Annotated in this window: 24 protein-coding genes, 1 pseudogene and 1 riboswitch; of the genes and pseudogenes, 18 read left to right on the forward strand and 7 right to left on the reverse strand. The window is 72.5% G+C overall.

Annotated elements, in window-relative coordinates; genetic code table 11:
• Nucleotides 1-201 precede the first annotated feature (201 nt).
• Nucleotides 202-1,143: a VOC family protein gene (locus tag AC2AXK_RS04845; protein WP_484344201.1), complete on the forward strand. Its 942-nt coding sequence runs from the start codon at nt 202-204 to the stop codon at nt 1,141-1,143.
• Between the two features lie 35 nt (nt 1,144-1,178).
• Here AC2AXK_RS04845 and AC2AXK_RS04850 read toward each other — a convergent pair whose 3' ends face one another.
• The 5 genes from AC2AXK_RS04850 to AC2AXK_RS04870 form a co-directional block, all read right to left on the reverse strand.
• Nucleotides 1,179-1,607: a YbaB/EbfC family nucleoid-associated protein gene (locus AC2AXK_RS04850; protein ID WP_484344202.1), complete on the reverse strand. Its 429-nt coding sequence runs from the start codon at nt 1,605-1,607 to the stop codon at nt 1,179-1,181.
• The gene (locus AC2AXK_RS04855) at nt 1,604-2,530 is read right to left on the reverse strand and encodes a WXG100 family type VII secretion target (protein ID WP_484344203.1); all 927 of its coding nucleotides are present in this window, start codon (nt 2,528-2,530) and stop codon (nt 1,604-1,606) included. Before AC2AXK_RS04855 ends, AC2AXK_RS04850 begins: the two co-directional genes overlap by 4 nt.
• Nucleotides 2,527-2,847 carry a type VII secretion target gene (locus AC2AXK_RS04860; protein ID WP_484344204.1) on the reverse strand — a complete coding sequence of 107 codons (321 nt, stop codon included), beginning with the start codon at nt 2,845-2,847 and terminating at the stop codon, nt 2,527-2,529. The genes AC2AXK_RS04855 and AC2AXK_RS04860 overlap by 4 nt, the downstream gene beginning before the upstream one ends.
• On the reverse strand, nt 2,844-3,215 hold the full coding sequence (locus tag AC2AXK_RS04865; RefSeq protein ID WP_484344205.1) for a YbaB/EbfC family nucleoid-associated protein: 372 nt from the start codon (nt 3,213-3,215) through the stop codon (nt 2,844-2,846). The genes AC2AXK_RS04860 and AC2AXK_RS04865 overlap by 4 nt, the downstream gene beginning before the upstream one ends.
• Before the next feature lie 157 nt (nt 3,216-3,372).
• Nucleotides 3,373-3,633, reverse strand: a complete 261-nt coding sequence (locus AC2AXK_RS04870) for a DUF4235 domain-containing protein (RefSeq protein WP_484344206.1) — start codon at nt 3,631-3,633, stop codon at nt 3,373-3,375.
• Nucleotides 3,634-3,713: 80 nt separating this feature from the next.
• Nucleotides 3,714-3,816, forward strand: a riboswitch (TPP riboswitch).
• Nucleotides 3,817-3,870: 54 nt separating this feature from the next.
• On the opposite strand from AC2AXK_RS04870, the gene AC2AXK_RS04875 reads away from it, so the two are divergent.
• From AC2AXK_RS04875 to AC2AXK_RS04890, 4 genes are all read left to right on the forward strand, one after another.
• A complete protein-coding gene (locus AC2AXK_RS04875) occupies nt 3,871-4,953 on the forward strand; it encodes a thiamine ABC transporter substrate-binding protein (RefSeq protein WP_484344207.1) in 1,083 nt (360 codons plus the stop codon).
• A 3-nt stretch (nt 4,954-4,956) separates the two neighbouring features.
• Nucleotides 4,957-6,729 (forward strand): ABC transporter permease, encoded by a 1,773-nt coding sequence (locus tag AC2AXK_RS04880; protein ID WP_484344208.1) that lies wholly within the window; start codon nt 4,957-4,959, stop codon nt 6,727-6,729.
• Nucleotides 6,729-7,799: an ABC transporter ATP-binding protein gene (locus AC2AXK_RS04885; protein ID WP_484344209.1), complete on the forward strand. Its 1,071-nt coding sequence runs from the start codon at nt 6,729-6,731 to the stop codon at nt 7,797-7,799. Before AC2AXK_RS04880 ends, AC2AXK_RS04885 begins: the two co-directional genes overlap by 1 nt.
• 170 nt (nt 7,800-7,969) lie before the next feature.
• Nucleotides 7,970-8,506, forward strand: coding sequence for a VanZ family protein (locus tag AC2AXK_RS04890; protein ID WP_484344210.1), 537 nt, complete (start codon nt 7,970-7,972; stop codon nt 8,504-8,506).
• 39 nt (nt 8,507-8,545) lie between these two features.
• On the opposite strand, the gene AC2AXK_RS04895 is transcribed toward AC2AXK_RS04890, so the two are convergent.
• Both AC2AXK_RS04895 and AC2AXK_RS04900 read right to left on the reverse strand, forming a co-directional pair.
• A complete protein-coding gene (locus tag AC2AXK_RS04895; RefSeq protein WP_484344211.1) occupies nt 8,546-9,604 on the reverse strand; it encodes a hypothetical protein in 1,059 nt (352 codons plus the stop codon).
• Entirely contained in the window at nt 9,601-10,308 is a 708-nt protein-coding gene (locus tag AC2AXK_RS04900) for a hypothetical protein (RefSeq protein WP_484344212.1), read from the reverse strand. The genes AC2AXK_RS04895 and AC2AXK_RS04900 overlap by 4 nt, the downstream gene beginning before the upstream one ends.
• Before the next feature lie 192 nt (nt 10,309-10,500).
• Between AC2AXK_RS04900 and AC2AXK_RS04905 the strand changes: the two genes are divergently transcribed.
• The 13 genes and pseudogenes from AC2AXK_RS04905 to AC2AXK_RS04965 all read left to right on the forward strand — a co-directional run.
• Nucleotides 10,501-10,905, forward strand: a complete 405-nt coding sequence (locus AC2AXK_RS04905) for a TOBE domain-containing protein (RefSeq protein WP_484344213.1) — start codon at nt 10,501-10,503, stop codon at nt 10,903-10,905.
• Nucleotides 10,902-11,711 (forward strand): molybdate ABC transporter substrate-binding protein, encoded by an 810-nt coding sequence (gene modA / locus AC2AXK_RS04910; RefSeq protein ID WP_484344214.1) that lies wholly within the window; start codon nt 10,902-10,904, stop codon nt 11,709-11,711. Before AC2AXK_RS04905 ends, modA begins: the two co-directional genes overlap by 4 nt.
• A gap of 53 nt (nt 11,712-11,764) precedes the next feature.
• Complete coding sequence (locus tag AC2AXK_RS04915) at nt 11,765-12,559, forward strand: ABC transporter permease (protein ID WP_484344215.1); 795 nt, start codon at nt 11,765-11,767, stop codon at nt 12,557-12,559.
• Nucleotides 12,556-13,725, forward strand: a complete 1,170-nt coding sequence (locus AC2AXK_RS04920) for a sulfate/molybdate ABC transporter ATP-binding protein (protein ID WP_484344216.1) — start codon at nt 12,556-12,558, stop codon at nt 13,723-13,725. The genes AC2AXK_RS04915 and AC2AXK_RS04920 overlap by 4 nt, the downstream gene beginning before the upstream one ends.
• A gap of 188 nt (nt 13,726-13,913) precedes the next feature.
• Nucleotides 13,914-14,399 (forward strand): DUF2243 domain-containing protein, encoded by a 486-nt coding sequence (locus AC2AXK_RS04925; RefSeq protein WP_484344217.1) that lies wholly within the window; start codon nt 13,914-13,916, stop codon nt 14,397-14,399.
• A gap of 1 nt (nt 14,400) precedes the next feature.
• Nucleotides 14,401-15,225 carry a cytochrome c oxidase assembly protein gene (locus tag AC2AXK_RS04930; protein ID WP_484344218.1) on the forward strand — a complete coding sequence of 275 codons (825 nt, stop codon included), beginning with the start codon at nt 14,401-14,403 and terminating at the stop codon, nt 15,223-15,225.
• Nucleotides 15,222-15,737 (forward strand): VOC family protein, encoded by a 516-nt coding sequence (locus tag AC2AXK_RS04935; RefSeq protein WP_484344219.1) that lies wholly within the window; start codon nt 15,222-15,224, stop codon nt 15,735-15,737. Before AC2AXK_RS04930 ends, AC2AXK_RS04935 begins: the two co-directional genes overlap by 4 nt.
• A 60-nt stretch (nt 15,738-15,797) precedes the next feature.
• On the forward strand, nt 15,798-16,823 hold the full coding sequence (locus tag AC2AXK_RS04940; protein ID WP_484344220.1) for a LacI family DNA-binding transcriptional regulator: 1,026 nt from the start codon (nt 15,798-15,800) through the stop codon (nt 16,821-16,823).
• Nucleotides 16,824-16,996: 173 nt separating this feature from the next.
• A complete protein-coding gene (locus AC2AXK_RS04945) occupies nt 16,997-18,001 on the forward strand; it encodes a glycoside hydrolase family 43 protein (protein ID WP_484344221.1) in 1,005 nt (334 codons plus the stop codon).
• A complete protein-coding gene (locus tag AC2AXK_RS04950) occupies nt 17,998-18,723 on the forward strand; it encodes a ThuA domain-containing protein (RefSeq protein ID WP_484344222.1) in 726 nt (241 codons plus the stop codon). Before AC2AXK_RS04945 ends, AC2AXK_RS04950 begins: the two co-directional genes overlap by 4 nt.
• Nucleotides 18,696-19,814, forward strand: a complete 1,119-nt coding sequence (locus AC2AXK_RS04955) for a Gfo/Idh/MocA family protein (protein ID WP_484344223.1) — start codon at nt 18,696-18,698, stop codon at nt 19,812-19,814. Before AC2AXK_RS04950 ends, AC2AXK_RS04955 begins: the two co-directional genes overlap by 28 nt.
• 77 nt (nt 19,815-19,891) lie before the next feature.
• Nucleotides 19,892-21,571 (forward strand): ABC transporter substrate-binding protein, encoded by a 1,680-nt coding sequence (locus AC2AXK_RS04960; RefSeq protein WP_484344224.1) that lies wholly within the window; start codon nt 19,892-19,894, stop codon nt 21,569-21,571.
• 80 nt (nt 21,572-21,651) lie between these two features.
• Nucleotides 21,652-22,283: pseudogene (locus AC2AXK_RS04965) on the forward strand (sugar ABC transporter permease); the annotation flags it as partial.

Consider the following 22,283-nt stretch of genomic DNA (forward strand, 5'->3'; position numbering starts at 1 on the left):
TTCGTGTTCGGCGGGTAGCTGGTGCCACCCGCCTGGCCGTGGGCGCGCGGGGCTGGTGTGCGCCCCGGCGTGCGCGACCATCCTGGCCCACGTCGTGGCGGACGGCAGGTCGAGGGGCGGGGAGGAGCGGGTGAAATGCCGGTACTTGACGCTTCAAATACTTCTGTGCTCCACTGGAGGCACCCCGACCCAGGAGCAGACGTGATCGAGCACGAGCCGACGACCCCGACCGGAGCCTCGCCCGGACCCACCGCAACCATCGCTGACGAGACCCGGATGGATGCCGTGAGCCTCCATGTGCGCGACCTCGACACGATGGTCGACTTCTACACCCGCGCGATCTCTCTCGACGTCATCGAGCACGCCGCCGGCTCAGGGACCGAGTCGGCCGCCGCAGACCGCCGTCCCGGCGTCGTCACCCTCGGCCGCGGATCGACCCCGCTCGTCGTCCTGCACCACACCCCGGACCTGCCCGCCCGCCGCCCCGGCTCCGCCGGGCTCTTCCACACCGCAGTCCTCTACGACTCGCCCGCCGCGCTCGCCGCGACCCTGCGCGACGTCGCGCAGCACGCGCCGCAGCAGTTCACCGGCAGCGCCGACCACCTCGTGTCCGAGGCGTTCTACCTCGACGACCCCGAGGGCAACGGTGTCGAGCTCTACGTCGACCGCCCGCGCGAGCAGTGGCAGTACGACGGGCGCCAGGTCCGCATGGCGAGCCTTCCGCTCGACCCCGCCGCGTTCCTGCGCGAGCACCTCACCGATGCCGAGCGTGCCGCGGACGACGCCGTCGTCGGCCACGTCCACCTGCAGGTCGGGGACATCCCCTCAGCCCGGGCGTTCTACGTCGATACCGTCGGGTTCGCCCCGATGGTCACCATGCCCACCGCCCTGTTCGTCTCCGCGGGCGGCTACCACCACCACCTCGCCATGAACACCTGGGCGTCCCAGGGCGCGGGACCGCGTGCCGTGAGCCTCGGTCTCGGGGAGGTCTCCGTCGTCGTGCCCACGCAGGACGACGTCACCGCGCTCGCCGACCGCCTCGCGCACCACCGGGTCCCCGCGGCGCACGACGGCGCCGCCCTGCGCTTCGACGACCCGTGGCACAACCGCATCGTGGTGAGCGTCGGGGCCGCAGCAGCCTGAGCGGGCCCAGGCGGCCGGGGGCGTGCACCGGGTGGTCAGGGGCGCGGCGGGGTCCCACCGTGCGGCGTGTCCTCGTGCGGCGCGGGACCGTCGGCACCGAGCACGCGGTGGTACTCCGCCGACAGGGACCGGGCCATCGGTGCCCCGGGTCCCGCCTGCTCGACGGCGGCCGCGACGGCCGAATCGCGCAGCAGCGCGCGCGCCTCACGGACCGTGGCCATGATGAGCCGGGCGAGGCCGTTGGGCCCCATCGTCATGGCGCTGTCGGTGAACTCGACGTCCCGCAGGAGCCCGGCGTGGTCGACGACGACACGCAGCTCCCGCCGGGGTGACCAGCGCTCGACGCTCAGCGACTCGATGCGCCGCTGCAGCGCGTGCGCGGCGGACTCCTGGCGGCGTGCCTGGGTCACCCATGCGTCGATCTGCGCGTTCGCGGCCGCGTACGCCTCGGACGGTGGCGTCATTCTGCCGTTCCCTTCGACTGCGTCACCTGGTTCCCGTGATCGGCTAGGATCCCCGGGTAGTCCTGCACGCCCGGGATCATGTCGTACGGCAACCTCGGGTCGTGCCACGGCGGGGTGGGCATGCCGCCTCGCGGCCAGCTCGGCAGGTCGAGCCGGGGCCTGCTCCGCAGCAGGCCGGCGACCTCAGCCGCAGCATTGTTCGTCGCCTTGACGCTCGACCCGACGGTGCTCGTGAGGGTCGCGAGCTTCTCGGTCGCCGTCGTGAGGTCCTTGAGCCACTCGCTCACGCGAGTCACCCACTTCGCGACGGCGGAGCACGCCTGCGGGATCACCCAGGACGCGCCGATCCCCACCGTGCAGGCCACCTCGGCCGCCCATTTGATGAGCTTCGCGACGAGGTCGGCGATGAGGTCCCGGACGATCGACCGGACCGCGGCGACGACGCCGCTCGCCATCGACAGGGCGTTCCCCGTACCGCGGCAGATGCCCGCGACCGAGGTGAGCTCCTCCGCGAACGTGTCGACGAAGCACTTGTACTGGGTGGCCGTCTCGCCCTGCCACGTGTCGGACGTGGACATCTGCGCGGTCGTGTACTGCTGGGCGACCGACTCGAGCCGGGAGGCGACGTTGAACCAGGTCTCAGCGAACGCCTGCACCTCGCCCGGGCTCCCCGCGAGGGAGTCGAGCATCTCGGGCAGGGGGTGGATGTGCTCCATGAGGAAGCTCGCGGCGCTCGCGAGAAGCTCCCCGATGGGGTCGATGATGTAGGCGACGACGTCGGCCGCGCCGGCGAGACCGTTGAGGGACGCCCCGAGCCAGTCGCCCTGCTCTGCGGCCGCGACCGCCGCCATGCCCGGGTCGAGCATCCGGACGCCGGCCTGCATGGAGACGGTGGGCGAGACCCCGATGAGCTCGTTCGTCATGAGAGCCTCGACTGGAAGCGGGACATCCCGGCGCTCGTCGAGGTGTCGACGAACTCGTACACGCACGCGGTGGTCTCGAGGTTCTCCGCGATGGCCTCCATGACGTCGCGCATCGCCTGCACGCCAGAGCTGCCGTCCTGCTGCACGAGGGACATGGGCCCCGCGAGGATCGGGGAGCACAGGATCCCGTACGCGAACGTGGGCGCCGTGACGTGCGCGATGGCCTCCACGGCCTCGTCGAGCTCTGCCGCGAGGAACTGCACTGTCCCCTTGTGCCCGCGCAACGAGTCGACGTCGACATACACCTCGTCCGTCATGACCGCCCCCTCATCATCCGCTCCGCGACGTCGAACATCTCTGTCTGCTCGGACAACGGCCGAGGATCGGGGTGGATCTCCCGCGTGATCTCTGCCGCCTGCGCCCGCAGGTCGGCGCCCGCGGCGGCGATCGCGGCGAGGACGGCCTCGCGCAGCTCCTCGGCGCTGAGCGACATCGCGGACGGCTGGAGCCCCACGTCCTGCAGGAGCCCCCGGTGGTCGACCTCGACGCGGACCTCGCCGCGGTCGGAACGACCAGAGCCCCGGATCTCCTCGAGCTCCGCAGCGGCCCGCTTGGCCCGTGCGGCGGAGCGGTGGGCGTCGGCGAGCGCGAGCTCGACCTGTTCCGCGAGGCTCTCGTCCGTCACGTTGCTCCACTCCTTGCCCACTGCTCGATGGTGCGTCGTCCCGGGGGACGGTCCGGCGCGGTTGCTAAGGCGAGGTTACCCACGTGCGGGGCACCACCGCGGGCCGCGGCGATGGGGAGAACTCCCCGACGCCGCAGCCGCTGCAGCGGCGTCGGGCTCAGCGACGCAGACCCGCCCGGGCCGCGAGCTTCGCGGTCCCGCGTCCCGCGAGGAACCGCGTGAGGGCGGCCGTCGCCCCGGTCACACCCGCGAAGGTGACCACGCTCAGGAGGGTGGCGTCGTCGTCGTCGATCATGCTCGGCTCCTGGCCGGTGATCTTCACCCAGACGACCTTGATCGCCTTCTGGGCGAGGAGACCCGCGCCGAACGAGATCGCGAGCGTCGTGAGCTTCATCGGCATCGACTGGTCCTGTGCCACGGGGTCCTCCTGTGTCTCGGTTGCTGATCCGCTCCCACGCTAGTGCCCCGGCTGGAGGGACGCACCGCGTGTAAACTTGGGCTGAACGACAGGGGAGCGCGCGAGCGCTGAGAGTGCGGCCAGCCGCAGACCCTCGAACCTGACCCGGTTAGCACCGGCGTAGGGAGTCGGGCTATCTCGCCACGCCATGCGTGGAACCCCTCCTAGCCTTTCCGAGGTCCCAGGAGGACGCACGACATGTTGCACACCACCGGTCCCACCCCCGCCCGACGACGCAGTGCGCTCGTCGTCGCCCTCACCGCCGTCACCGGCCTGGCGCTCGGGGCCTGCTCGCAGGACCCCGACGACGCCGTGGAGTCCGTCGGCGGCGGCGAGCTCGACGTCGTCGTGCACAGCTCGTTCGTCCTCAGCGACGAGGCCAGGGCCGCGTTCGAGGACGAGTCGGGCCTCACCGTGAACATCGTCACCGCGGGCGACGGCGGCGCGCTCGCCAACCAGCTCGTCCTCACGAAGGGCTCGCCGCTGGGCGACGTGGCGTTCGGCATCGACAACTCCTTCGCGACGCGTGCCGTGGCCGAGGGCGTGTTCGAGCCCTACACCTCTCCCGTGCAGTCCGAGCTCTCCGCGGAGCTCGCCGTCGACGACTCGGGCGCCCTCACCGCGATCGACTACGGCGACGTGTGCATGAACATCGACACCGCGTGGTTCGAGAGCTCGGACGTGCCGCCGCCGACGACCCTCGAGGACCTCGCCGCGCCCGAGTACGCCGACCTCACGGTCGTCACGAACCCGGCGACGTCGAGCCCCGGGCTGGCGTTCCTCTTCGCGACGGTCGGCGAGTTCGGCACGGACGGATACCTCGACTACTGGCAGCGGCTCGCGGACAACGGCCTGAAGATCGTCGAGGGCTGGGAGGACGCGTACTACGTCGACTTCAGCGCGAACGGCGAGGGCGACCGGCCCGTCGTCCTGTCCTACGCCTCGTCACCGGCGGCCACCGTGAGCGAGGACGGGGAGTCCACGAGCACCGCGGCGCTGCTCGACACGTGCTTCCGGCAGGTCGAGTACGCGGGTGTCCTCGCGGGTGCCGAGAACCCCGAGGGGGCCCAGGAGTTCATCGACTTCCTCCTCGGTGAGCAGTTCCAGTCCGAGATCCCGACGGGCATGTACGTCTACGCCGTCAACCCGGACGCGACCATCCCGGAGGAGTGGGCGGAGTTCGCGCCCGTCCCGGACGAGCCGATCGAGCTCGATCCCGCGGAGATCTCCGAGAACCGCGACCAGTGGATCCAGGACTGGACCGCGACGGTGATCGGCTAGCTCGTGGCGACCGACGTGGTGGACCGGGCGCAGGGGGTCCGGCCCGCCCGGTCCGCCCAGCCGTGCCCGCCCGCCGCCGGGCCGGGACGGTTCGGCTCCCGCGCGGCGGGCCGCGTCGCGTGGGCGCTCGCGGTCGTCGGTCCGCTCGTGTTCCTCGGCGTGTTCTTCGCGTGGCCCGTCGCGTCGCTCGTCGGGCGGGGCTTCGTGTCCGACGGCGCCCTCGACCTGTCGGGGTTCACCGAGGTGTTCGCGTCCCCGCGCACCTGGCGCCTGCTCGGGCTCACGCTCGGGCAGGCCGTCGTCGGCACGACGCTCTCGGTGATCCTCGGTGTGCCGGGGGCCTACGTGCTCTACCGCTGCACCTTCCGGGGCCGTGCGGTGGTGCGGGCGCTCGTCACCGTCCCGTTCGTGCTGCCCACCGTCGTCGTCGGGGTCGCGTTCCGGGCGTTGCTCGCGGACAGCGGGCCGCTCGGCCTCCTCGGCCTCGACGGCACCTTCGCCGCGATCGTCGCGGCCCTCGTGTTCTTCAACTACTCCGTCGTCGTGCGGACCGTCGGCGGCCTGTGGGAGCACCTCGACCCCCGCACCGAGCAGGCGGCCCGCGCGCTCGGTGCGTCGCCGCTGCGCGTGCTGCGCACGGTCACGCTGCCCGCGCTCGCCCCGGCGATCGTGTCCGCCGCGGCCGTCGTCTTCCTCTTCTGCTCGACGGCGTTCGGCATCGTCCTCGTCCTCGGCGGGCAGCGGTACGGGACGATCGAGACGGAGATCTGGATGCAGACCGTCCAGTTCCTCGACCTGCGGACCGCGGCCGTGCTGTCCGTCGTGCAGCTCGTCGTCGTGACCTGCGCCCTCGGTCTTGCCTCGCGCGCGAGGGCGCGCCGCGAGCACGCCCTCGGCCTGGCCGCGTCGACGCTCGCCACCCGCCGGCTCAGGGTGCTCGACGGTGCCCGGCCCGGCCCGGACGCCGCGCCCGCGCTCGTGACCGCCGTCGTCGTGGTCGGGCTCCTCGCCTGGCCGATCGGCAACCTCGTCGTGCGGTCCCTGCGCACCCCCGACGGCTGGGGGCTGGGCAACTACGTGGCGCTCGGGACGACGGGGGAGCGGGACGCGCTCACCGTCACCGTGTGGGAGGCCGCGGCCACGTCCCTGCGGACAGCCGCCGTGGCCGTCGTCATCGCCGTGGTGGTGGGCGGGCTCGTCGCGCTCGTGGCCTCCCGGCGCCCCCGGGACGCCCGCGCTCGACGAGCCGTCCGGCTCCTCGACTCCGTGTTCATGCTCCCGCTCGGGGTCTCGGCCGTGACCGTCGGCTTCGGCTTCCTCGTCACGCTCGACCGCCCGCTGGGGTTCGACGTCGACCTGCGCACCTCCGGCCTCCTTGTGCCGATCGCGCAGGCGGTCGTCGCGATCCCGCTCGTCGTGCGCACGGTGCTGCCCGTGCTGCGGGCCGTCGACCCACGTCAGCGCGAGGTCGCCGCCACGCTCGGCGCCGCGCCGGGCAGGGTCCTCGCGACCGTCGACTGGCCCGTCGCCGCCCGCTCCCTCGGCCTCGCCGTCGGGTTCGCGTTCGCCGTGTCCCTCGGGGAGTTCGGCGCCACGTCGTTCCTCGCCCGGCCCGAGACCGCGACGCTGCCCATCGTCATCTTCCGACTCATCGGGCGCCCCGGCGCCGAGAACTACGGCATGGCGCTCGCGGCGTCCGTCGTGCTCGCCCTGCTCACCGCGACCGTCATGCTGCTGGCCGAGCGCCTGCGCGGCGAGAGGACCGGAGAATTCTGATGGATGTCACCACGACGAGAGCCCGCCCCGGCGCTGGCACGGCCTCGCCCGAGGAGCAGACGAGCGGCGCCCGAGGCCTGAGCATCGAGGACGTCGTCGTCGAGTTCGTGGACGCGGGCGGGCGGACGACCGCGGTCGACGGGGTGTCGCTCGACGTCGCGCCCGGCGAGGTCGTCGCCCTGCTCGGGCCGAGCGGGTGCGGCAAGTCGAGCCTGCTGCGGGCTGTCGCCGGGCTCGAGCCCCCCACCCGCGGGCGCGTGCGGTGGGCGGGCGCGGACCTCGCAGGCGTGCCTGTGCACCGGCGCGGGTTCGGGCTCATGTTCCAGGACGGGCAGCTCTTCGCGCACCGCGACGTGGCGGGCAACGTCGAGTACGGCCTGCAGATCCAGCGGGTGCCCCGCGCGGCCCGCCGTGAGCGGGTGGCTGAGCTGCTCGACGTCGTCGGGCTGCCGGGCTCCCAGCGGCGCTCGGTGGCGACGATGTCCGGCGGGGAGCGCCAGCGTGTCGCACTCGCCCGGGCGCTCGCGCCGCGACCCCAGCTGCTGCTGCTCGACGAGCCGTTGTCCGCTCTCGACCGCGCGCTGCGGGAACGTCTCGCCGCAGACCTGCGGGCCGCCCTCGTGGCGACCGGCACGACCGCGGTGTTCGTCACGCACGACCACGACGAGGCGTTCACCGTCGCGGACCGGGTCGCCGTCATGAGCCGCGGGCGGCTGCTCCAGGTCGCGACCCCCGACGAGCTGTGGGCGGCGCCGGCGACCCGCGAGGTTGCGGCGTTCCTCGGGTACCAGGCGTTCGTGCCGCTCGACGGGGACGGGGGGACGCGGGGGTGGCTCGCCGTCGGGCCGCGCGGCCTCGTCGTCACGGAGCCCGGCTCCTCCCGGTTCGTCGGCACGGTGCTCAGCGAGGTCTACCGGCGCGGGGTCCGGGAGGTCGTCGTCGAGGCGGACCTCGGCGCGGGCGCCGTGCGCTGCACGGCGCTGGCGGCGGACCGGAGCGCCCCGTGCGCGCCCGGGGACGTCGTGGGGCTGGGCGTCGACGACGCGCACGTCGCGCGCGTGCCGCGCTGACGGCTGTCGCTCAGCCGACATGACCAGACCCCGGGAGGACGCGACGCCCCGGATGATCCCCCTCCGGGGGGACGCGACCGCTCCGGGCCGGCTCGTAGCCTCTGTTCGGCGACAGGCCCTGCGCAGGGGGTGACAGGGTCTGTCGCTCCAGACCATCGAGGGGAGCGCGGATGTTCAGTCCCGTCCCGGTGCTTCCCGTGGTCGTCCCCGTCGCGGCCGTGACCCTCGTGGCCCTGCTCGTGCATCTGCACCGTCGAGGCATGATGACGGCACCGCGTGCAGCCGTCGCGCTGGCCCTGGGCGTGTACGCCGCGGGGATCGTCGCGAACACCGTGTTCCCGATCTTCCTCGACAAGCCCCGCGGCAGCGCGCCCTGGTCCGGGCACCTCAACCTCGTGCCGCTGGTGGGCTACGACGTCGGTGACGCCGTGCTGAACGTCCTCGTCTTCGTGCCGCTCGGGATGCTCGTGCCGCTGCTCGGAGCGGGGTTGTCGTGGCGACCAGCGCTGGCGCTCGCGACGGCGGCGAGCCTGACGATCGAGCTCGTGCAGTACGCCACCGCGCACCTCCTCGGCGGCGGCCACGTCGCCGACGTCAACGACACCCTCTTCAACGTCGTGGGCGCCGCGCTCGGCATCGGGCTGCTCACCCTCCTGTCGCGGGTGGCGCGGGTGGGGACGCTCGTCGACAGGTTCCGCTGGGCCTGAGAGGCCCCAGGGGTGCAGCGGGAGGCCGCGCCGGGAGCGTCAGCTCGAGGGCACGACGATCGACTGGACCTCGGCGACGGGGACGAGGGTCTGCGCGGTCCGTGTCTGGCTGTCGAGCGCACCCTGGGGGACGCCGTTGGCCGACCACGTCGCGTCCCACCCGGTCGTGATCGTCAGGGGAGTCTTGAGGCCGGGCTGGTTCGCGCTCGAGCGCGTGAAGACGATGGTGCAGTCTGACGTCGCGCCCGGGGACCACGGGGTCCCGGAACCCGCGCACGTGCTGCCCTCGGCGCCCGGGGCGCTGAGCGACGTGCTCGCGAGAGTGGCGACCACCGTCGCCGAGTTTCCGCCGGCTGTGGCGGTGACGTTGAGCTCCTCGACGGGGTCCTCGAGCCACACCCAGGTGTCGAAGTTCACGAGCGTCGCGCCGCCGTTCTCGAGCTGCGGGTTCCAGCTGACGGCCGGCTCGGGCAGCGCCATCTCCTCGACGGCGATGTCCCGCAGGACCTCGACCGGGATCTCGACGCCGGGCGGTGCGGCGCCGACGGGCACGAAGGTCTCGTCGTACCGGTCGAACCACGCCGTGGCCTCGGCGGTGAACTCCTCAGAGGTGCCGTCGTGATACGCGGTGGAGCACACCGGTGCCCACCACCTGCCTTCGGTGTCGTCCTTGTGCTGCTCGTACCCGGGCACCGGGGCGTCGGGTTCCTCACCCCGGTTGCCGTACCCGGCGGTGGCGAGGATCGAGCCACCCGGCTGCCATCCGTCGTAGTACTCCTTGCCCGTCCACAACGGGACGAAGTAGCAGACGGGGTGCACCGACACCGAGTAGGCGGGAACACTCACCGTGCCCCCGCCGCGGCTCACGCCGGAGCCCGTGACGACGACCGTGATCATGCCGGCACCCGAGCTCGCCCCGGCGTCGTCGTCGCCACAGCTGTCGACGATGCACCCGGCCGCCGTCGCCGGCGGCGCCGTGACGAGCGGCAGCCCGGCGAGGAGCGCGCCCGCGGCGAGGAGCGCCGCGCCGCGCCGCACCCACGCGGACCGTGCCGGGGCGCGTCCCGCACCGGCCACCTGACCGTCGGCATCTGTCATGGGGTGCACACCTCCGGCTGGATCGTGTAGCCCGACACCCGCCACGTGCCCGAGGCGCGCGTGAGGTCGGCGTAGCCCCGGTGCGTGGCCTCGCCACCCAGGCTGAGTGCGGGGACGGTCTCGTCGGCGAAGACGGCGAGCACGTCGGTCTCGTCGACGCACGCGCTCACGGCGGCCAGGTCGCCGTCGAGGAACTCCAGCCGGGGCGAGAGGGTCACGGTCCCGCCGAGGACGACAGCGTTGGCCTGCTGCAGCTCGATCCGCTTGTCGAACACCGGGAGGGCTGTGTCCGAGACGATGTCCACCGCGGTGGGGGACATCTCGCTCGTGCGGCGGGTGTGCCAGTACTCGACCTGGAACTGGGTGAACGCATTGACGGCCGCGGCCTCGTCGCCGGTGAGCTCGGGCAGGTGGACGAGCTCGAGGCCGGTCGTCCCGTCGGAACGGTCGACGACCGTCTCCGCTGCCTCGGTGGGCTCGTCGGCAGGGGTCGGTTCCGCCGTCGGGTCCGTGGGCCCCGCGGGGGCGGTGGGTGCGCCGGACGAGGGCGTGGACGGCGTGGATACGGTGTCGCTCGAGCACCCGGCGAGCGCGGCGGCGAGCGTCCCTGCCGCGAGCGCGCCGACGGTGCGCATGAAGACGATGCGCATGCCAGCCGTGCGCGTACCAGCGGTGCGCGTGCCGAGCGATGCGGTGGTCGTCATCGTGTCCAGTCCGGGTCGTCCTACGTGCGGGGCCGTGCGGGCCGCCCTCGAGCGTCGATCAACCCTAACCGGAGGTCCGCGACCGTTTCAGGGTCTGCGCATGGGCAGGAGTCCCCATCCGCGGGCCCGGACGGCGGGCACCCGCAGGATGACGCCTCCCACATCCGTAGACGCGGGACTACGATCGGATCCATGCCGCAGATACGGATCCGGGATGCCGCCGCCTACCTCGGGGTGAGCGACGACACCGTGCGCCGCTGGATCGACGCAGGCATCCTCGAGGCGCAGAAGGACGACTCCGGCCGGTCCGTCGTCGACGGCCTCGCCCTCGCTCGCCTCGCTCGGGACAACGCGGTGCTCCCGGCCGACCCGTCCGACGTCGGGCGCTCGGCCCGCAACCGGTTCGTCGGGCTCGTCACCGGCATCGTCATGGACACGGTCATGGCCCAGGTCGAGCTGCAGTGCGGGCCGCACCGGGTGGTGTCCCTCATCAGCAGCGAGGCCGTCCGGGAGCTCGGCCTCGAGCTCGGCTCGACGGCGATCGCGGTCATCAAGGCGACGACGGTGGCGATCGAGACCCCGCGGGGTCAGGGATGAGGGTGGGGCGCGTCGCCCCGGAACGGACGGGGCCGCGCCACGTGGTCCTGGCTCTGCTCGCCGCGTCGTCCCTGCTGCTCGGCTGCTCGGCGTGCGGGCTCGCGGAACGGCGGGACGCCCGCGCGACCGACGGCGACGCGCGCACGCTCACGGTCTTCGCCGCCGCGTCCCTCACCGCCGCTCTCACCGAGATCGCCGGCGACTTCGAGGCGGCGCACCCCGGGACGAGCGTCCGGCTGAGCTTCGCAGGGTCGGCCGACCTCGCGGGGCAGGTCGTCGAGGGTGCCCCGGCCGACATCTTCGTGCCCGCCGGGTCCGCGACGATGGACCGCGTCGCGGACGCCGGTCTCGTCGCGGGCCCCACGGCCAGCCTCGCGACGAACTCCCTCGAGATCGCCGTCCCGCCAGGGAACCCTGCGGGGATCGAGGACCTCGCCGACCTTGCGCGCGACGACGTGCGGACCGTCGTGTGCGCGGACCAGGTGCCGTGCGGTGCCGCGACGGTCGAGCTCGAGCGTGCCGCCGGGGTGACGCTCGCACCGGTGAGCGAGGAGTCGTCCGTGACGGGCGTCCTCGGCAAGGTCGCCTCGGGCGAGGCGGACGCCGGGCTCGTCTACGTCACGGACGTCGCGGGTGCCGACGGACGGGTCGAAGGGATCGCGCTGGCGACGACGACCTCGACGACCTACCCCGTGGCCGTGCTGTCGGGCAGTGCCGAACCGGAGCTCGCCGACGCGTTCCGGGAGTACCTGCTCGGCCCGCGGGCGCAGACCGTGCTGGCCGACGCCGGCTTCGGGGTGCCGTAGTGGGCCGGCCGGGCTCGCTGCAGACGCCCGACGTCGGCGCGCGGACCCGGGTCGTGCGCACCCCCGGCCTCGGCGGGGTACCGACGTGGGTCGTGGCGGTCGCCGCCGTGGGCGGGCTCCTCGTCGTCCTGCCCGTCGTGGCGATGGCCACCAGGGTCCCGTGGCAGGACTTCGGGTCGCTCGTCACGTCCGGGTCGTCCGTCGCGGCGCTGCTGCTGAGCCTGCGGACGTCGCTCGCGGCGACCGCCCTGTGCGTCGTGCTCGGGCTCCCGATGGCGCTCGTGCTCGCACGGACGCGGTTCCCGGGGCAGCGGCTCGCCCGGGCGCTCGTCCTGCTGCCGCTCGTCCTGCCCCCCGTCGTCGGGGGCCTCGCGCTGCTGTCCCTGTTCGGACGGCAGGGTCTCCTGGGCCACACCCTCGAGGTGGCGGGGATCGAGGTCGCGTTCTCGACCACCGCTGTCGTGCTCGCCCAGACGTTCGTGGCGCTGCCGTTCCTCGTGCTCAGTCTCGAGGGCACGCTCCGCACCGCGGGGACGCGCTACGAGGACGTCGCCGCGACGCTCGGCGCCGCGCCCACCACCGTGCTGCGGCGGGTGACGCTGCCGCTCGTCGTGCCCGGGCTCGTCTCCGGGGTCGTCCTGTCCTTCGCGCGGGCGCTCGGCGAGTTCGGTGCCACCCTGACGTTCGCGGGGAGCCTGCAGGGGGTGACCCGGACGCTGCCGCTCGAGGTCTACCTCCAGCGCGAGACGGATCCCGACGCAGCCGTCGCGCTGTCCTTCGTCCTCGTCGCCGTCGCCGTGGTCGTCGTCGGCGTCGCGCACCGCCGACCCCCGGCGCGCACCGCATGAGCCTGACGTTCGCGGCGCGGCTCGACGCGCGGGGGTTCGACGTCACGCTCGACGTCCCGGCCGGGCAGACGGTGGCCGTCCTCGGACCCAACGGGGCCGGGAAGTCGACGCTCGTCGGGCTCGTCGCAGGGCTGCTGCGACCCGACTCCGGACGCGCGGAGCTCGACGGCCGCGTCCTCTTCGACCTGCCCGGCGCCGCTCGTCCGACCGCACGACGTGGTCCCGCACACCCCGGTCCAGCAACCCCTGATCCCGCAAACCCTGATCCAGCAACCCCCGGCCCAGCATCTGCGGGGCGCCGCGGCAGATGGCTCCCGCCGCACCAGCGCGCCGCGGCGCTGCTCGCCCAGGACGCCCTGCTCTTCCCGCACCTCAGCGTGCTCGACAACGTCGCCTTCGGGCTGCGCAGCACCGGGACGCCCCGGCGCGCCGCGACCGAGCGCGCCATGACGTGGCTCGACGCGGTCGGCGCGCGCGACCTCGCCCACCGGCGCCCCGCCGAGCTGTCCGGCGGACAGGCGCAGCGCGTCGCCGTCGCGCGCGCTCTCGCACCCGACCCGCACCTCCTCCTGCTCGACGAGCCGCTCGCGGCCCTCGACGCAGCCGTCGCGCCGCACCTGCGCCGGCTGCTGCGCACCGTCCTCGCTGGCCGCACGACGGTCCTCGTCACCCACGACGTCCTCGACGCGCACGCGCTCGCCGACCGCGTCGTCGTCCTCGTCGACGGTCGGGTCGTCGAGGACGGACCTCCGCGCGACGTCCTCGAACGTCCCCAGCACCGCTTCACCGCGCAGGTGGCCGGGCTCAACCTGCTCACCGGTTCCCGGACGCGCGACGGGCTCCGCAGGCCTGACGGGACCGAGGTGGTGATCGACGCCGGGTGTGCCGGGGGTCCGTCCCCGGCGGAGGGGTCGGCAGTGGCCTACGCGTTCCGCCCGTCGGACGTGCACCTGCGGACACCCGACGGGAGCCCCCCGGGCCCCGGCGTCCTGCGCGGCACCGTCGACGAGGTCGAACCCCGCGGTGACCTCGTGCGGGTCGGCTCCGGCGGGGTGCATGCCGACGTCCCCGCCGTGCTCGCCGCCGACCTCGAGCTCGTCCCCGGTGAACCCGTCGATCTCGTCGTCCCACCGGGGGCGACGCTCTACCCGCGGCCCCGAGCCTGACGGGGTGACGCTGTCGGTGCTCACCAGCGGGTCCCCGGACTCGTCGGCGCCGTCACGTCACCAGCTCGACGCGATCGACGCCGAGGGCAGCTGACCTCCTCCGGTGACCGCCCGGGCGCGCTGTCGGCTGCACCGGCATACGGTGGTCGGGGCCAGGCGACCAGGCGACGTGACGAGGTGGTGCAGCGGTGGTCGACGGACGAGAGGTGCCTGTGGGGGCGCAGCCGGGGGGCGACCGCGGGCGCTCCGTGCTCACGGGTGCGCTCATCGGCGTCGGCATCATGGCTGCCGTCGACGAGATCGTCTTCCACCAGATCCTCGGGTGGCACCACTTCTACGACCGCTCGACACCCGACGTCGCGCTGCTCACCGACGGGCTGCTGCACGCCACCGAGCTCGTGCTCCTCGTCGGAGGGTTCTTCCTGCTCGCCGACCTGCGCGGCCGTGCCGCGCTAGCCCGCCGGGCTGCCTGGGCCGGGTTCTTCCTCGGGGCCGGCGGATTCCAGCTGTTCGACGGCGTCGTCAACCACAAGGTGCTCCGGCTGCACGAGGTGAGGTACGGCGTCGACACGCTGCCCTACGACGTCGTGTGGATCGGTGCCGCCGTCGTGCTGATCGGCGTGGGCATGGTTCTCGCCGTGGGCGCTCGCGCCGCCGCGCCGCGCGACGCCTGACGTGCACGACGTCCTCGCGACCGGCCGCGCCGGGCCGTGGCTCCTGCCGGTCGCGGTGCTCGTGGTGCTCGTCGGGCTCTATGCCCTCGGGGTGACGCGCCGACGCGCGCGACTGCGCCGGCCGTGGAGCCCGTGGCGCACGGCGGCGTTCGTGACGGGCGCGCTCCTGCTCGCGCTCGCGGTCTCGCCCGTCCTGCGGGAGGTCGTCCCGGAACCCGCGCGCAGGCACATGGCGCAGCACCTCCTCGTCGGCATGTTCGCGCCGCTCGGGCTCGTCCTCGGCGCGCCGGTCACCGTGCTGCTCGGCGCGGCCTCACCGGTCACGCGACGGGTGGTCGGGTCGGTGCTCCGGCAGCGGGTCGTGCGCGTCCTCGGCCACCCCGTCGTCGCCGCGACGCTGCACGTGGGCGCACTCTTCGGGCTGTACCTCACGCCGTTCTACGCCTCGACAGAGGCGGTGCCGGGGCTCGCGCGCCTCGTCCTCCTGCACCTGCTGCTCGCGGGGTGCCTGTTCACGTGGTCGATCGTGGGACCCGACCCCGCGCCCCACCGGCCCGGTGTCCTCGTGCGTGCCACCGTCCTCGTCCTGGCGGGGGGTGCGCACGCGTTCCTCGCCAAGCTCCTCTACGCGCGGGCCGGCGAGCTTCCCGTCGGAGCCGCGCACGATGTCGAGGACGACCGGGCGGCCGCGCAGTGGATGTACTACGGGGGTGACGTCGCGGAGGTCCTCCTCGCCGTCGTGCTCTTCTCGTGGTGGCTGCGCGCGCGTCGGCGCTCGGCGGCGCGGTGGTCGGGGTCGGATGCCGCGGCTACCGTCGGAGGATGACCACGCAGATCGGACGGATCGTCCTGCTCACCCGCGACCCCGACGCCACGGCCGCGTTCTACCGCGACGCGTTCGGGTTCACTGCGCTGTACGACGCGACGACCCAGGACGTCCGGTTCCTGCACGTCGGCCCCGGGGGCCTGCGGGATGCGGGGCTGTGGCTCATGCCGACCGGTGCGGACGACGCAGCAGCTGGCGCCCGGGCCGCCGACGGGCCGTCCCTCGTCCTCTACGTCGACGACCTCGCGGCGACCCTCGAGCGGCTCGCGCAGCTCGGGGTGGAGCCTGCGTCGGCGCCCGTCGTTGACCCGGAGTCCGCGCAGGTCTACGCGGAGGTCACCGATCCCGACGGGCATGGCCTCATCCTCGTCGAGCTCGTGGCGTTCGAGGACCCCGCGGAGACCGTGCCCGCGGGCGGGTCGACGGCGACGCCCGGGGACGAGCCAGGGGCGGCGGAGCCGCTCCGGGAGCCGACTGCGGACGAGATCGCGACGATCCCCGACCTCTCCTGACCCGCACGTACCGGGCATGGGGATTTCACCCGGTACGTGCGGTGCGGGGGTCGTGGTGGCATGCTGCACCCCGTGCCTCAACCATCTGGGTCTCCCACCCTTGTCGACGTGGCCAAGGCTGCGGGCGTTTCGCGTGCGACGGCGTCGCGGGTGCTGGCCGGGCATGTCAGCGTGGATCCGGAGCTGGCTCGGCGGGTGGTGGAGGCTGCGTCTGCGCTGGACTACCAGACGAACGCGGCGGCCCGGGCTCTGCGTGGGGGTGCGTCGGGCTCTGTGGCGGTGGTGGTCCCGCACAGTGAGCTGGACGGGTTGTCCGGTCCGTTCGTCGGGGCGCCCCTGCGCGGGGCGACGACGACGTTGTTCGCGCACGGGCGCCAACCCGTCCTGCTGCTCGACGACGGCAACGACCCTGTGGGCCTCGCGCGGTACCTGACGTCGCGGCACGTCGAGGGGGCCATCGTGGTGCTCGCCCGGGAGTCGGAAGGGCTGTACCGGAACCTGCGCGACCTGCCGATCCCGGTGGTCTACGTCGGGCGGCCGCGCGCTGATCTGCCCCAGGACGTCACGTCGGTGGACGCGGACCACTACGGGGGCGCCCGACTGGGTACGCGCGCGCTGCTCGAGGCGGGGCGGGTGCGGGTCGCGACGATCAAGGGCCCGGCGGGGTACTTCCCGGCGGCGGAGCGGCACCGGGGGTTCCTCGCCGAGCTGGCCGAGTGGGGGATCGAGCCGGGGCCGTCGGCACGGGGTGACTATTCGATGGCCTCGGGTGCCGTGGCGGCTGCCCAGCTGCTGCAGGGCGGGCCGATCGACGGTCTCTTCGCCCAGTCGGACCTCATGGCTGTCGGTGCGTTCCGGGTGCTGGCGGCCGCGGGCCTGCGCGTTCCGCAGGACGTCTCGGTCGTCGGGTTCGACGACACGGTCGTGGCGGCGACGGCGAGCCCGCCGCTGACGTCGGTGCGGCAGCCGTTGCAGGAGATGGGCAGCCGGGCCGCGGATCTCATCCTGAAGGCGATCACCTCCCCGCAGGCCCCGCCCCAGCACGTCGTGCTGACCGCGAGCCTGACCTCCCGGAACTCCGTCTAGAGCGCGGGTCTGCGTGGGTTTGGCCGTGGTCGCCAGGCGGTCCGTCCCGCGTTTGGAGAAGTTTCGATAACGTTTGCGACACCTTCTGGACACGGGGGCCGGGCGTCGTGCATGCTCTCCACGGAGATCGATCTCACGCGGTAACGATGCCGCAGGTCAGAGGAGTGGATGAGATGGGCGACGGTGCCTACGGATACCTTCTCGTCCACTTCGTCGAGGACGCGGCGGCGCATGCCGAGCAGGTCTACTTCTCACTGAGCGAGGGGAGCGACCCCCTGCGCTGGCGGCGCCTGAACGACGGCGCTCCCGTGCTCGCCCCGACCGGCGGCACCACCGGTGCCCGTGACCCCTTCGTCGTGCGGCGCGCGGACGGACTCGGCTTCCACATCCTCGCGACAGACCTGCGCGTGTGGGGAGCCGGTGACCCGGACTGGCACGCGTTCACCCGGCAGGGCAGCCGCAGTCTCGTCGTGTGGGACTCGACCGACCTCCTCCACTGGTCGGCCCCCCGCTACGTCGAGGTCGCCCCGGCCACGTTCGGCATGGCCTGGGCGCCCACGGTCGCCTACGACGACGCGGCATCGACCTACCGCGTGTTCTTCTCCGGGACCGTGTTCGACGAGCAGGACCCGGAGCACCTCGGACGGAGCGCGGCCATGGTCCACATGGTCACCACCGACGACTTCGTGAGCTTCTCGGAGCCGGTGGCCTACCTGGAGATGCCGACGGGTGTCATCGATCTCGTCGCGGTACCCGACGGAGACGTCGTGCACGTGCTCGCCAAGCACGACGACGCCGACGCGGACTCGCTGGGCGTGTTCCACCAGGTCCGCCGCGGCTTCGACGACCCCGCACCCGTCACCGTCGCGACGCGCATCGGCGCGAGCTTCGGTGAGCACGTCGAGGGCCCTCTGATGTTCCAGGAGAACGGCGGCGGACGCTGGTTCTGCTGGGTCGACCAGTACGGGGCGCAGCAGGGCTTCCGGGCCCTCGTCTGCGACGACCCCGCCTCCGGGAGCTGGGTCCCCGTCCCCGACGAGGACCTCCACCTCCCCGCGCGGACCAAGCACGGCTCGGTCCTCGCCCTGACTCGCGCCGAGTGGAGCTCCCTCGACGCTGCCCGACCGTTCCCAGCAGGGAACGCCAACGCTGTCCCGGCGACCGGACGGCGATCATGACCAGAGAGGACGAGACCGTGCAACGACGAGCACTCGTGGTACGAGGCGGGTGGGACGGGCACCAGCCCGAGGCCGCCACCGACCTGTACGTACCCTTCCTGCGCGAGCAGGGATTCGAGGTGGAGATCGAAGGCAGCAACGAGGTCTACGCCGACGCGGAGCGCATGGCCGGGGTCGACCTCGTCCTGCAGAGCGTGACGATGTCCGAGATCAGCGGACCGGCCTTCCAGGGCCTGCGCGCCGCGATCGAGGCCGGCACCGGGTTCGCGGGCTGGCACGGCGGGATCGCGGACTCCTACCGCAACAACTCCGACTACCTCCAGCTCGTCGGTGGGCAGTTCGCGACGCACCCGGCCAAGCACCCGCAGGAGCGCGTCGGGGACGAGACGGACAACTACCTGCCGTACACGGTCACCGTCACCGACGAGGGCCGCGCGCACCCCATCATGGCGGGCATCGAGGACTTCGAGCTCGACACCGAGCAGTACTGGGTGCTGCACGACGACCTCATCGACGTCCTCGCGACGACGACGCACCCCGTGCAGCCGTACCACCCCTGGCACCGGCCGATCACGTCCCCCGCCGTCTGGACCCGCCTCTGGGGCGCCGGGCGCATCTTCGTGGCGACACCCGGGCACTCGCCCGAGGTGCTGTCCGACCCGAACGTCCGCACCATCATCGAGAGGGGTCTGCTGTGGGCGAGCCGCACGGAATCGGCATAGTCGGGCTCGGCGTCATCCTCGACGCCTACCTCGCCACGCTCCCCGAGCACCCCGGGGTCCGCATCGCTGCGGTCGCCGACCTCGATGCGGAGCGCGCCTCTGCTGTCGCCGACCGGCTGCCCGGGACCCGGGCCAGCTCGTTCGAGGACATGCTTGCCGCCGACGACGTCGAGACGGTCCTCGACCTGACGATCCCCGGTGCGCACGCCGAGATCGCCCTCGCGTGCATCGCCGCCGGCAAGAGCCACTACGGGGAGAAGCCGCTCGCGGCGACGCTCGAGGACTCGTTCGCCGTGGTCCGCGCCGCCGAGGCTGCCGGGACCGGACTGGGCTGCGCCCCGGACACCGTCCTGGGCACCGGCGTCCAGACGGCGCGCTCCGTCATCGACGCCGGCCTCATCGGACGGCCCACCGGCGCCGTGGCGACCTGGGTCTGCCCCGGTCACGAGGCGTGGCACCCCAACCCGGACTTCTACTACCGGGAAGGCGGCGGTCCCCTGCTCGACATGGGCCCGTACTACCTCACGAGCCTCGTCCACCTGCTCGGCCCGGTCGTCTCGGTGACGGGTACGGCCAGCCGGCTGCGGGACACGCGCACCATCGGTTCCGGTGCACGTGCCGGCGAGGTCATCCCCGTCGAGGTCGCGACGCACGTCGCCGGGACCCTCGAGCACGCGAACGGGGCGATCTCCACGGTGACCGTGAGCTTCGACGCCGCCGGGACCCGTGCCCGGCCGATCGAGGTCTACGGCGAGGAGGGTGCCGTCGCGGTACCCGACCCCAACTACTTCTCGGGCGACGTCGAGCTCCTCACGAGGGGGCAGAGGTCGTGGGACGTCGTCGAGCCGCGCGCGGGGTTCGTCGACGCCTCCCGAGGGGTCGGCCTGCTCGAGATGGTCGGGGCCGCAGGCCTCGGCGCAGCTCCCGCGAGGCCCCGTGCGAGCGGTGACCTGGGCCTGCACGTCATGGAGATCATGACGGGTCTGCTCGAGTCCGCGAGCACGGGTCGTCGCACGGCGATGACGACGGCGCCCGAGCGACCGGACCTCGTGCCCCTCACCGGCGTCGACACCTGGCGCGCACCGGTCTGATCCGGACCACCGATCCAGCACCACCACAGACCACCACTTTCCAGCATCAGATCAGCCCGATCTCAACGAGGAGAATCATGGTTCCCGTCAAGAACGCCCGACCCAGCCGGTCGGCGATGCTCTACCGAGGGGTGGCCCTCACCGCCGTCTCGGCGCTCGCCCTCGCCGCGTGCTCCGACGGTGACGGCGGCGGTGGCAGCACCACTGCCGGCCCCGCCGACATCACGTGCGCCGTGGAGGACTACAAGGCCGACACCACCTTCAAGAACCCGGAGCCGATGGAGGTGAGCATGCTCTGGACCGACTGGCCCGAGTCCCCCGTCAAGGACACGTGGGAGATCTTCGACGAGATCGAGGCGCGCACCAACGTCAAGATCGTCACGACGCACATCCCGTTCAGCGACGCGGTCGAGAAGCGCGGCCTGCTCATCAGCGCCGGCGACGCCCCCACCGCGATCCCGCTCATCTACACGGGTGACGAGCGCCAGTACGCTGCCTCGGGTGCCGCGCTGCCCCTGAGCGACTACGCCGAGTACATGCCCAACTTCGAGAAGTACGTCGAGGAGTGGGACCTCGGCGGCATGATCGAGAACCTGCGCCAGTCCGACGGCCGCTACTACATGACCCCGGGCCTCCAGGAGGTCTCGGTGCCGATGTTCTCGCTCATCATCCGCAAGGACGTCTTCGACGAGGTCGGCGCCCCGGTGCCCGAGACCTGGGACGAGCTGGCGGAGGGCCTCGCGCTCATCAAGGAGGAGTACCCCGACAGCAAGCCCCTCGCGGACGGCTTCGAGGGTCAGTCGATGCTCAACTACGCGGCACACGCCTTCGGGACCGTCGCTGGCTGGGGCTTCGGCACCGGCATGTTCTACGACGACGCGGCCGGGGAGTTCAAGTACGCGGCCACCTCCGACGAGTACAAGTCGATGGTCGAGTACTTCAACGGCCTCGCGACCGACGGTCTGCTCGACACCGAGTCCTTCACCGCCCCGAACGACGGCATGGGCACGGTCACCGAGAAGTTCGCGGCCGAGAAGGTCTTCGCGGCCTCCGGTGCCCCCGGCACGGTCCAGGAGTTCGCCACCGCGCTCGACGCGGCCGGTGTCACGGACTACGAGCTCGTGCAGATCGCACCCCCCGGCGGCGACGCCGGCCAGGTCGTGGAGCCCCGCAGCTTCTGGCACGGCTTCATGCTCACCGCCCAGGCGAAGGACGACCCGAACCTGTGCAGCACGATCCAGTTCATGGACTGGCTGTACTACAGCCCCGAGGCGCGTGAGCTCGTCCAGTGGGGCGTCGAGGGCGAGACGTACACGAAGGCCGAGGACGGCACCATCACGCTGAACCCGGAGTACAAGTACGCCGCGTACAACATGAACATGGACACCGGCACCACGGACATCAAGATCGACCTCGGTTACGGCAACGACGTCCTCGCTGGCGGAACCGAGTCCCGTGAGCTCAAGGAGTCGTACAACACCGAGCAGTACGTCGACTACATCGACACCGTGCTCTCCACGCGCACCCCGCGCGATCCCTTCCCGCCGGCCCCGCTCGACGAGGCTCAGCTGGAGCAGGCGTCCCTCATGGGGACGCCGATCAAGGACTCCGTGGACACTGCCACCCTGCAGTTCATCCTCGGTGACCGTGACCTCTCGGAGTGGGACTCCTACGTCGCCGAGCTCGAGGCGCAGGGCCTGCCCGCCTACGTTGACCTGATCAACGAGGCCAAGGACGCTGCCGAAAGCAACGGCTGACCGACGCCAGGTCCCTGCGCGGCGCCCGGCACCCTCGGGTGCCGGGCGTCGCGCGGGTCCCTTCGATGAAGGAGCACGGTATGAAAGTCACGCCTGAGCCCGCTGCGGCGGCCCCGGGGGACAAGGTCGTCGAGGCTACGGTCGACCTTCTGGACAGTGAGACGTCCCCGCCGATCCCGTCTCCGGCGGGTCGTGGTGGTGGTTCCTCGAAACGTCGGAAGCTCCGGGTGCCGTGGAAGGTTGCGTTCAAGCGTGACTGGCCGCTGTACGCGATGGCGATCGGCCCGGTCCTGTTCCTCCTGCTGTTCAAGTACGTGCCGATGCTCGGTAACGTCATCGCGTTCCGCCGGTTCCGTCCCGGTGGGAGCATGTTCGGTGACGAGTGGGTCGGGATGCGCTACATCGACCTGTTCATCAACGACCCGGCGTTCTGGAAGGTGTTCAGCAACACGGTGATCCTGGGTGGGCTCACGTTGCTGTTCTGCTTCCCGTTGCCGATCATCTTGGCGCTGATGCTCAACGAGGTCCGTAAGAAGGCTTTCAAGCGCACGGTCCAGTCGATCTCCTACCTGCCGCACTTCTTGTCGATCGTCATCATCGTCGGAATGACGATGCAGATCTTGTCCGTGCAGGGGACCGCGAACCAGATCATCACCGCGTTGGGTGGGGAGACCATCCCGTTCCTGCAGCGCGCGGAGTGGTTCCGCACGGT

This window comes from Sanguibacter sp. Z6_81 (assembly GCF_057180625.1).

Excerpts from the sequence above, each read along its gene's own strand:
- AC2AXK_RS04905 (WP_484344213.1), top strand. The coding sequence starts at position 10,501 with ATGCCGCAGATACGGATCCGGGATGCCGCCGCCTACCTCGGGGTGAGC.
- modA (WP_484344214.1), top strand. The coding sequence starts at position 10,902 with ATGAGGGTGGGGCGCGTCGCCCCGGAACGGACGGGGCCGCGCCACGTG.
- AC2AXK_RS04855 (WP_484344203.1), bottom strand. The coding sequence starts at position 2,530 with ATGACGAACGAGCTCATCGGGGTCTCGCCCACCGTCTCCATGCAGGCC.
- AC2AXK_RS04935 (WP_484344219.1), top strand. The coding sequence starts at position 15,222 with ATGACCACGCAGATCGGACGGATCGTCCTGCTCACCCGCGACCCCGAC.
- AC2AXK_RS04895 (WP_484344211.1), bottom strand. The coding sequence starts at position 9,604 with ATGACAGATGCCGACGGTCAGGTGGCCGGTGCGGGACGCGCCCCGGCA.
- AC2AXK_RS04850 (WP_484344202.1), bottom strand. The coding sequence starts at position 1,607 with ATGACGCCACCGTCCGAGGCGTACGCGGCCGCGAACGCGCAGATCGAC.
- AC2AXK_RS04950 (WP_484344222.1), top strand. The coding sequence starts at position 17,998 with ATGACCAGAGAGGACGAGACCGTGCAACGACGAGCACTCGTGGTACGA.
- AC2AXK_RS04940 (WP_484344220.1), top strand. The coding sequence starts at position 15,798 with ATGCTGCACCCCGTGCCTCAACCATCTGGGTCTCCCACCCTTGTCGAC.
- AC2AXK_RS04890 (WP_484344210.1), top strand. The coding sequence starts at position 7,970 with ATGTTCAGTCCCGTCCCGGTGCTTCCCGTGGTCGTCCCCGTCGCGGCC.
- AC2AXK_RS04920 (WP_484344216.1), top strand. The coding sequence starts at position 12,556 with ATGAGCCTGACGTTCGCGGCGCGGCTCGACGCGCGGGGGTTCGACGTC.
- AC2AXK_RS04900 (WP_484344212.1), bottom strand. The coding sequence starts at position 10,308 with ATGACGACCACCGCATCGCTCGGCACGCGCACCGCTGGTACGCGCACG.
- AC2AXK_RS04860 (WP_484344204.1), bottom strand. The coding sequence starts at position 2,847 with ATGACGGACGAGGTGTATGTCGACGTCGACTCGTTGCGCGGGCACAAG.
- AC2AXK_RS04960 (WP_484344224.1), top strand. The coding sequence starts at position 19,892 with ATGGTTCCCGTCAAGAACGCCCGACCCAGCCGGTCGGCGATGCTCTAC.
- AC2AXK_RS04875 (WP_484344207.1), top strand. The coding sequence starts at position 3,871 with ATGTTGCACACCACCGGTCCCACCCCCGCCCGACGACGCAGTGCGCTC.
- AC2AXK_RS04885 (WP_484344209.1), top strand. The coding sequence starts at position 6,729 with ATGGATGTCACCACGACGAGAGCCCGCCCCGGCGCTGGCACGGCCTCG.
- AC2AXK_RS04945 (WP_484344221.1), top strand. The coding sequence starts at position 16,997 with ATGGGCGACGGTGCCTACGGATACCTTCTCGTCCACTTCGTCGAGGAC.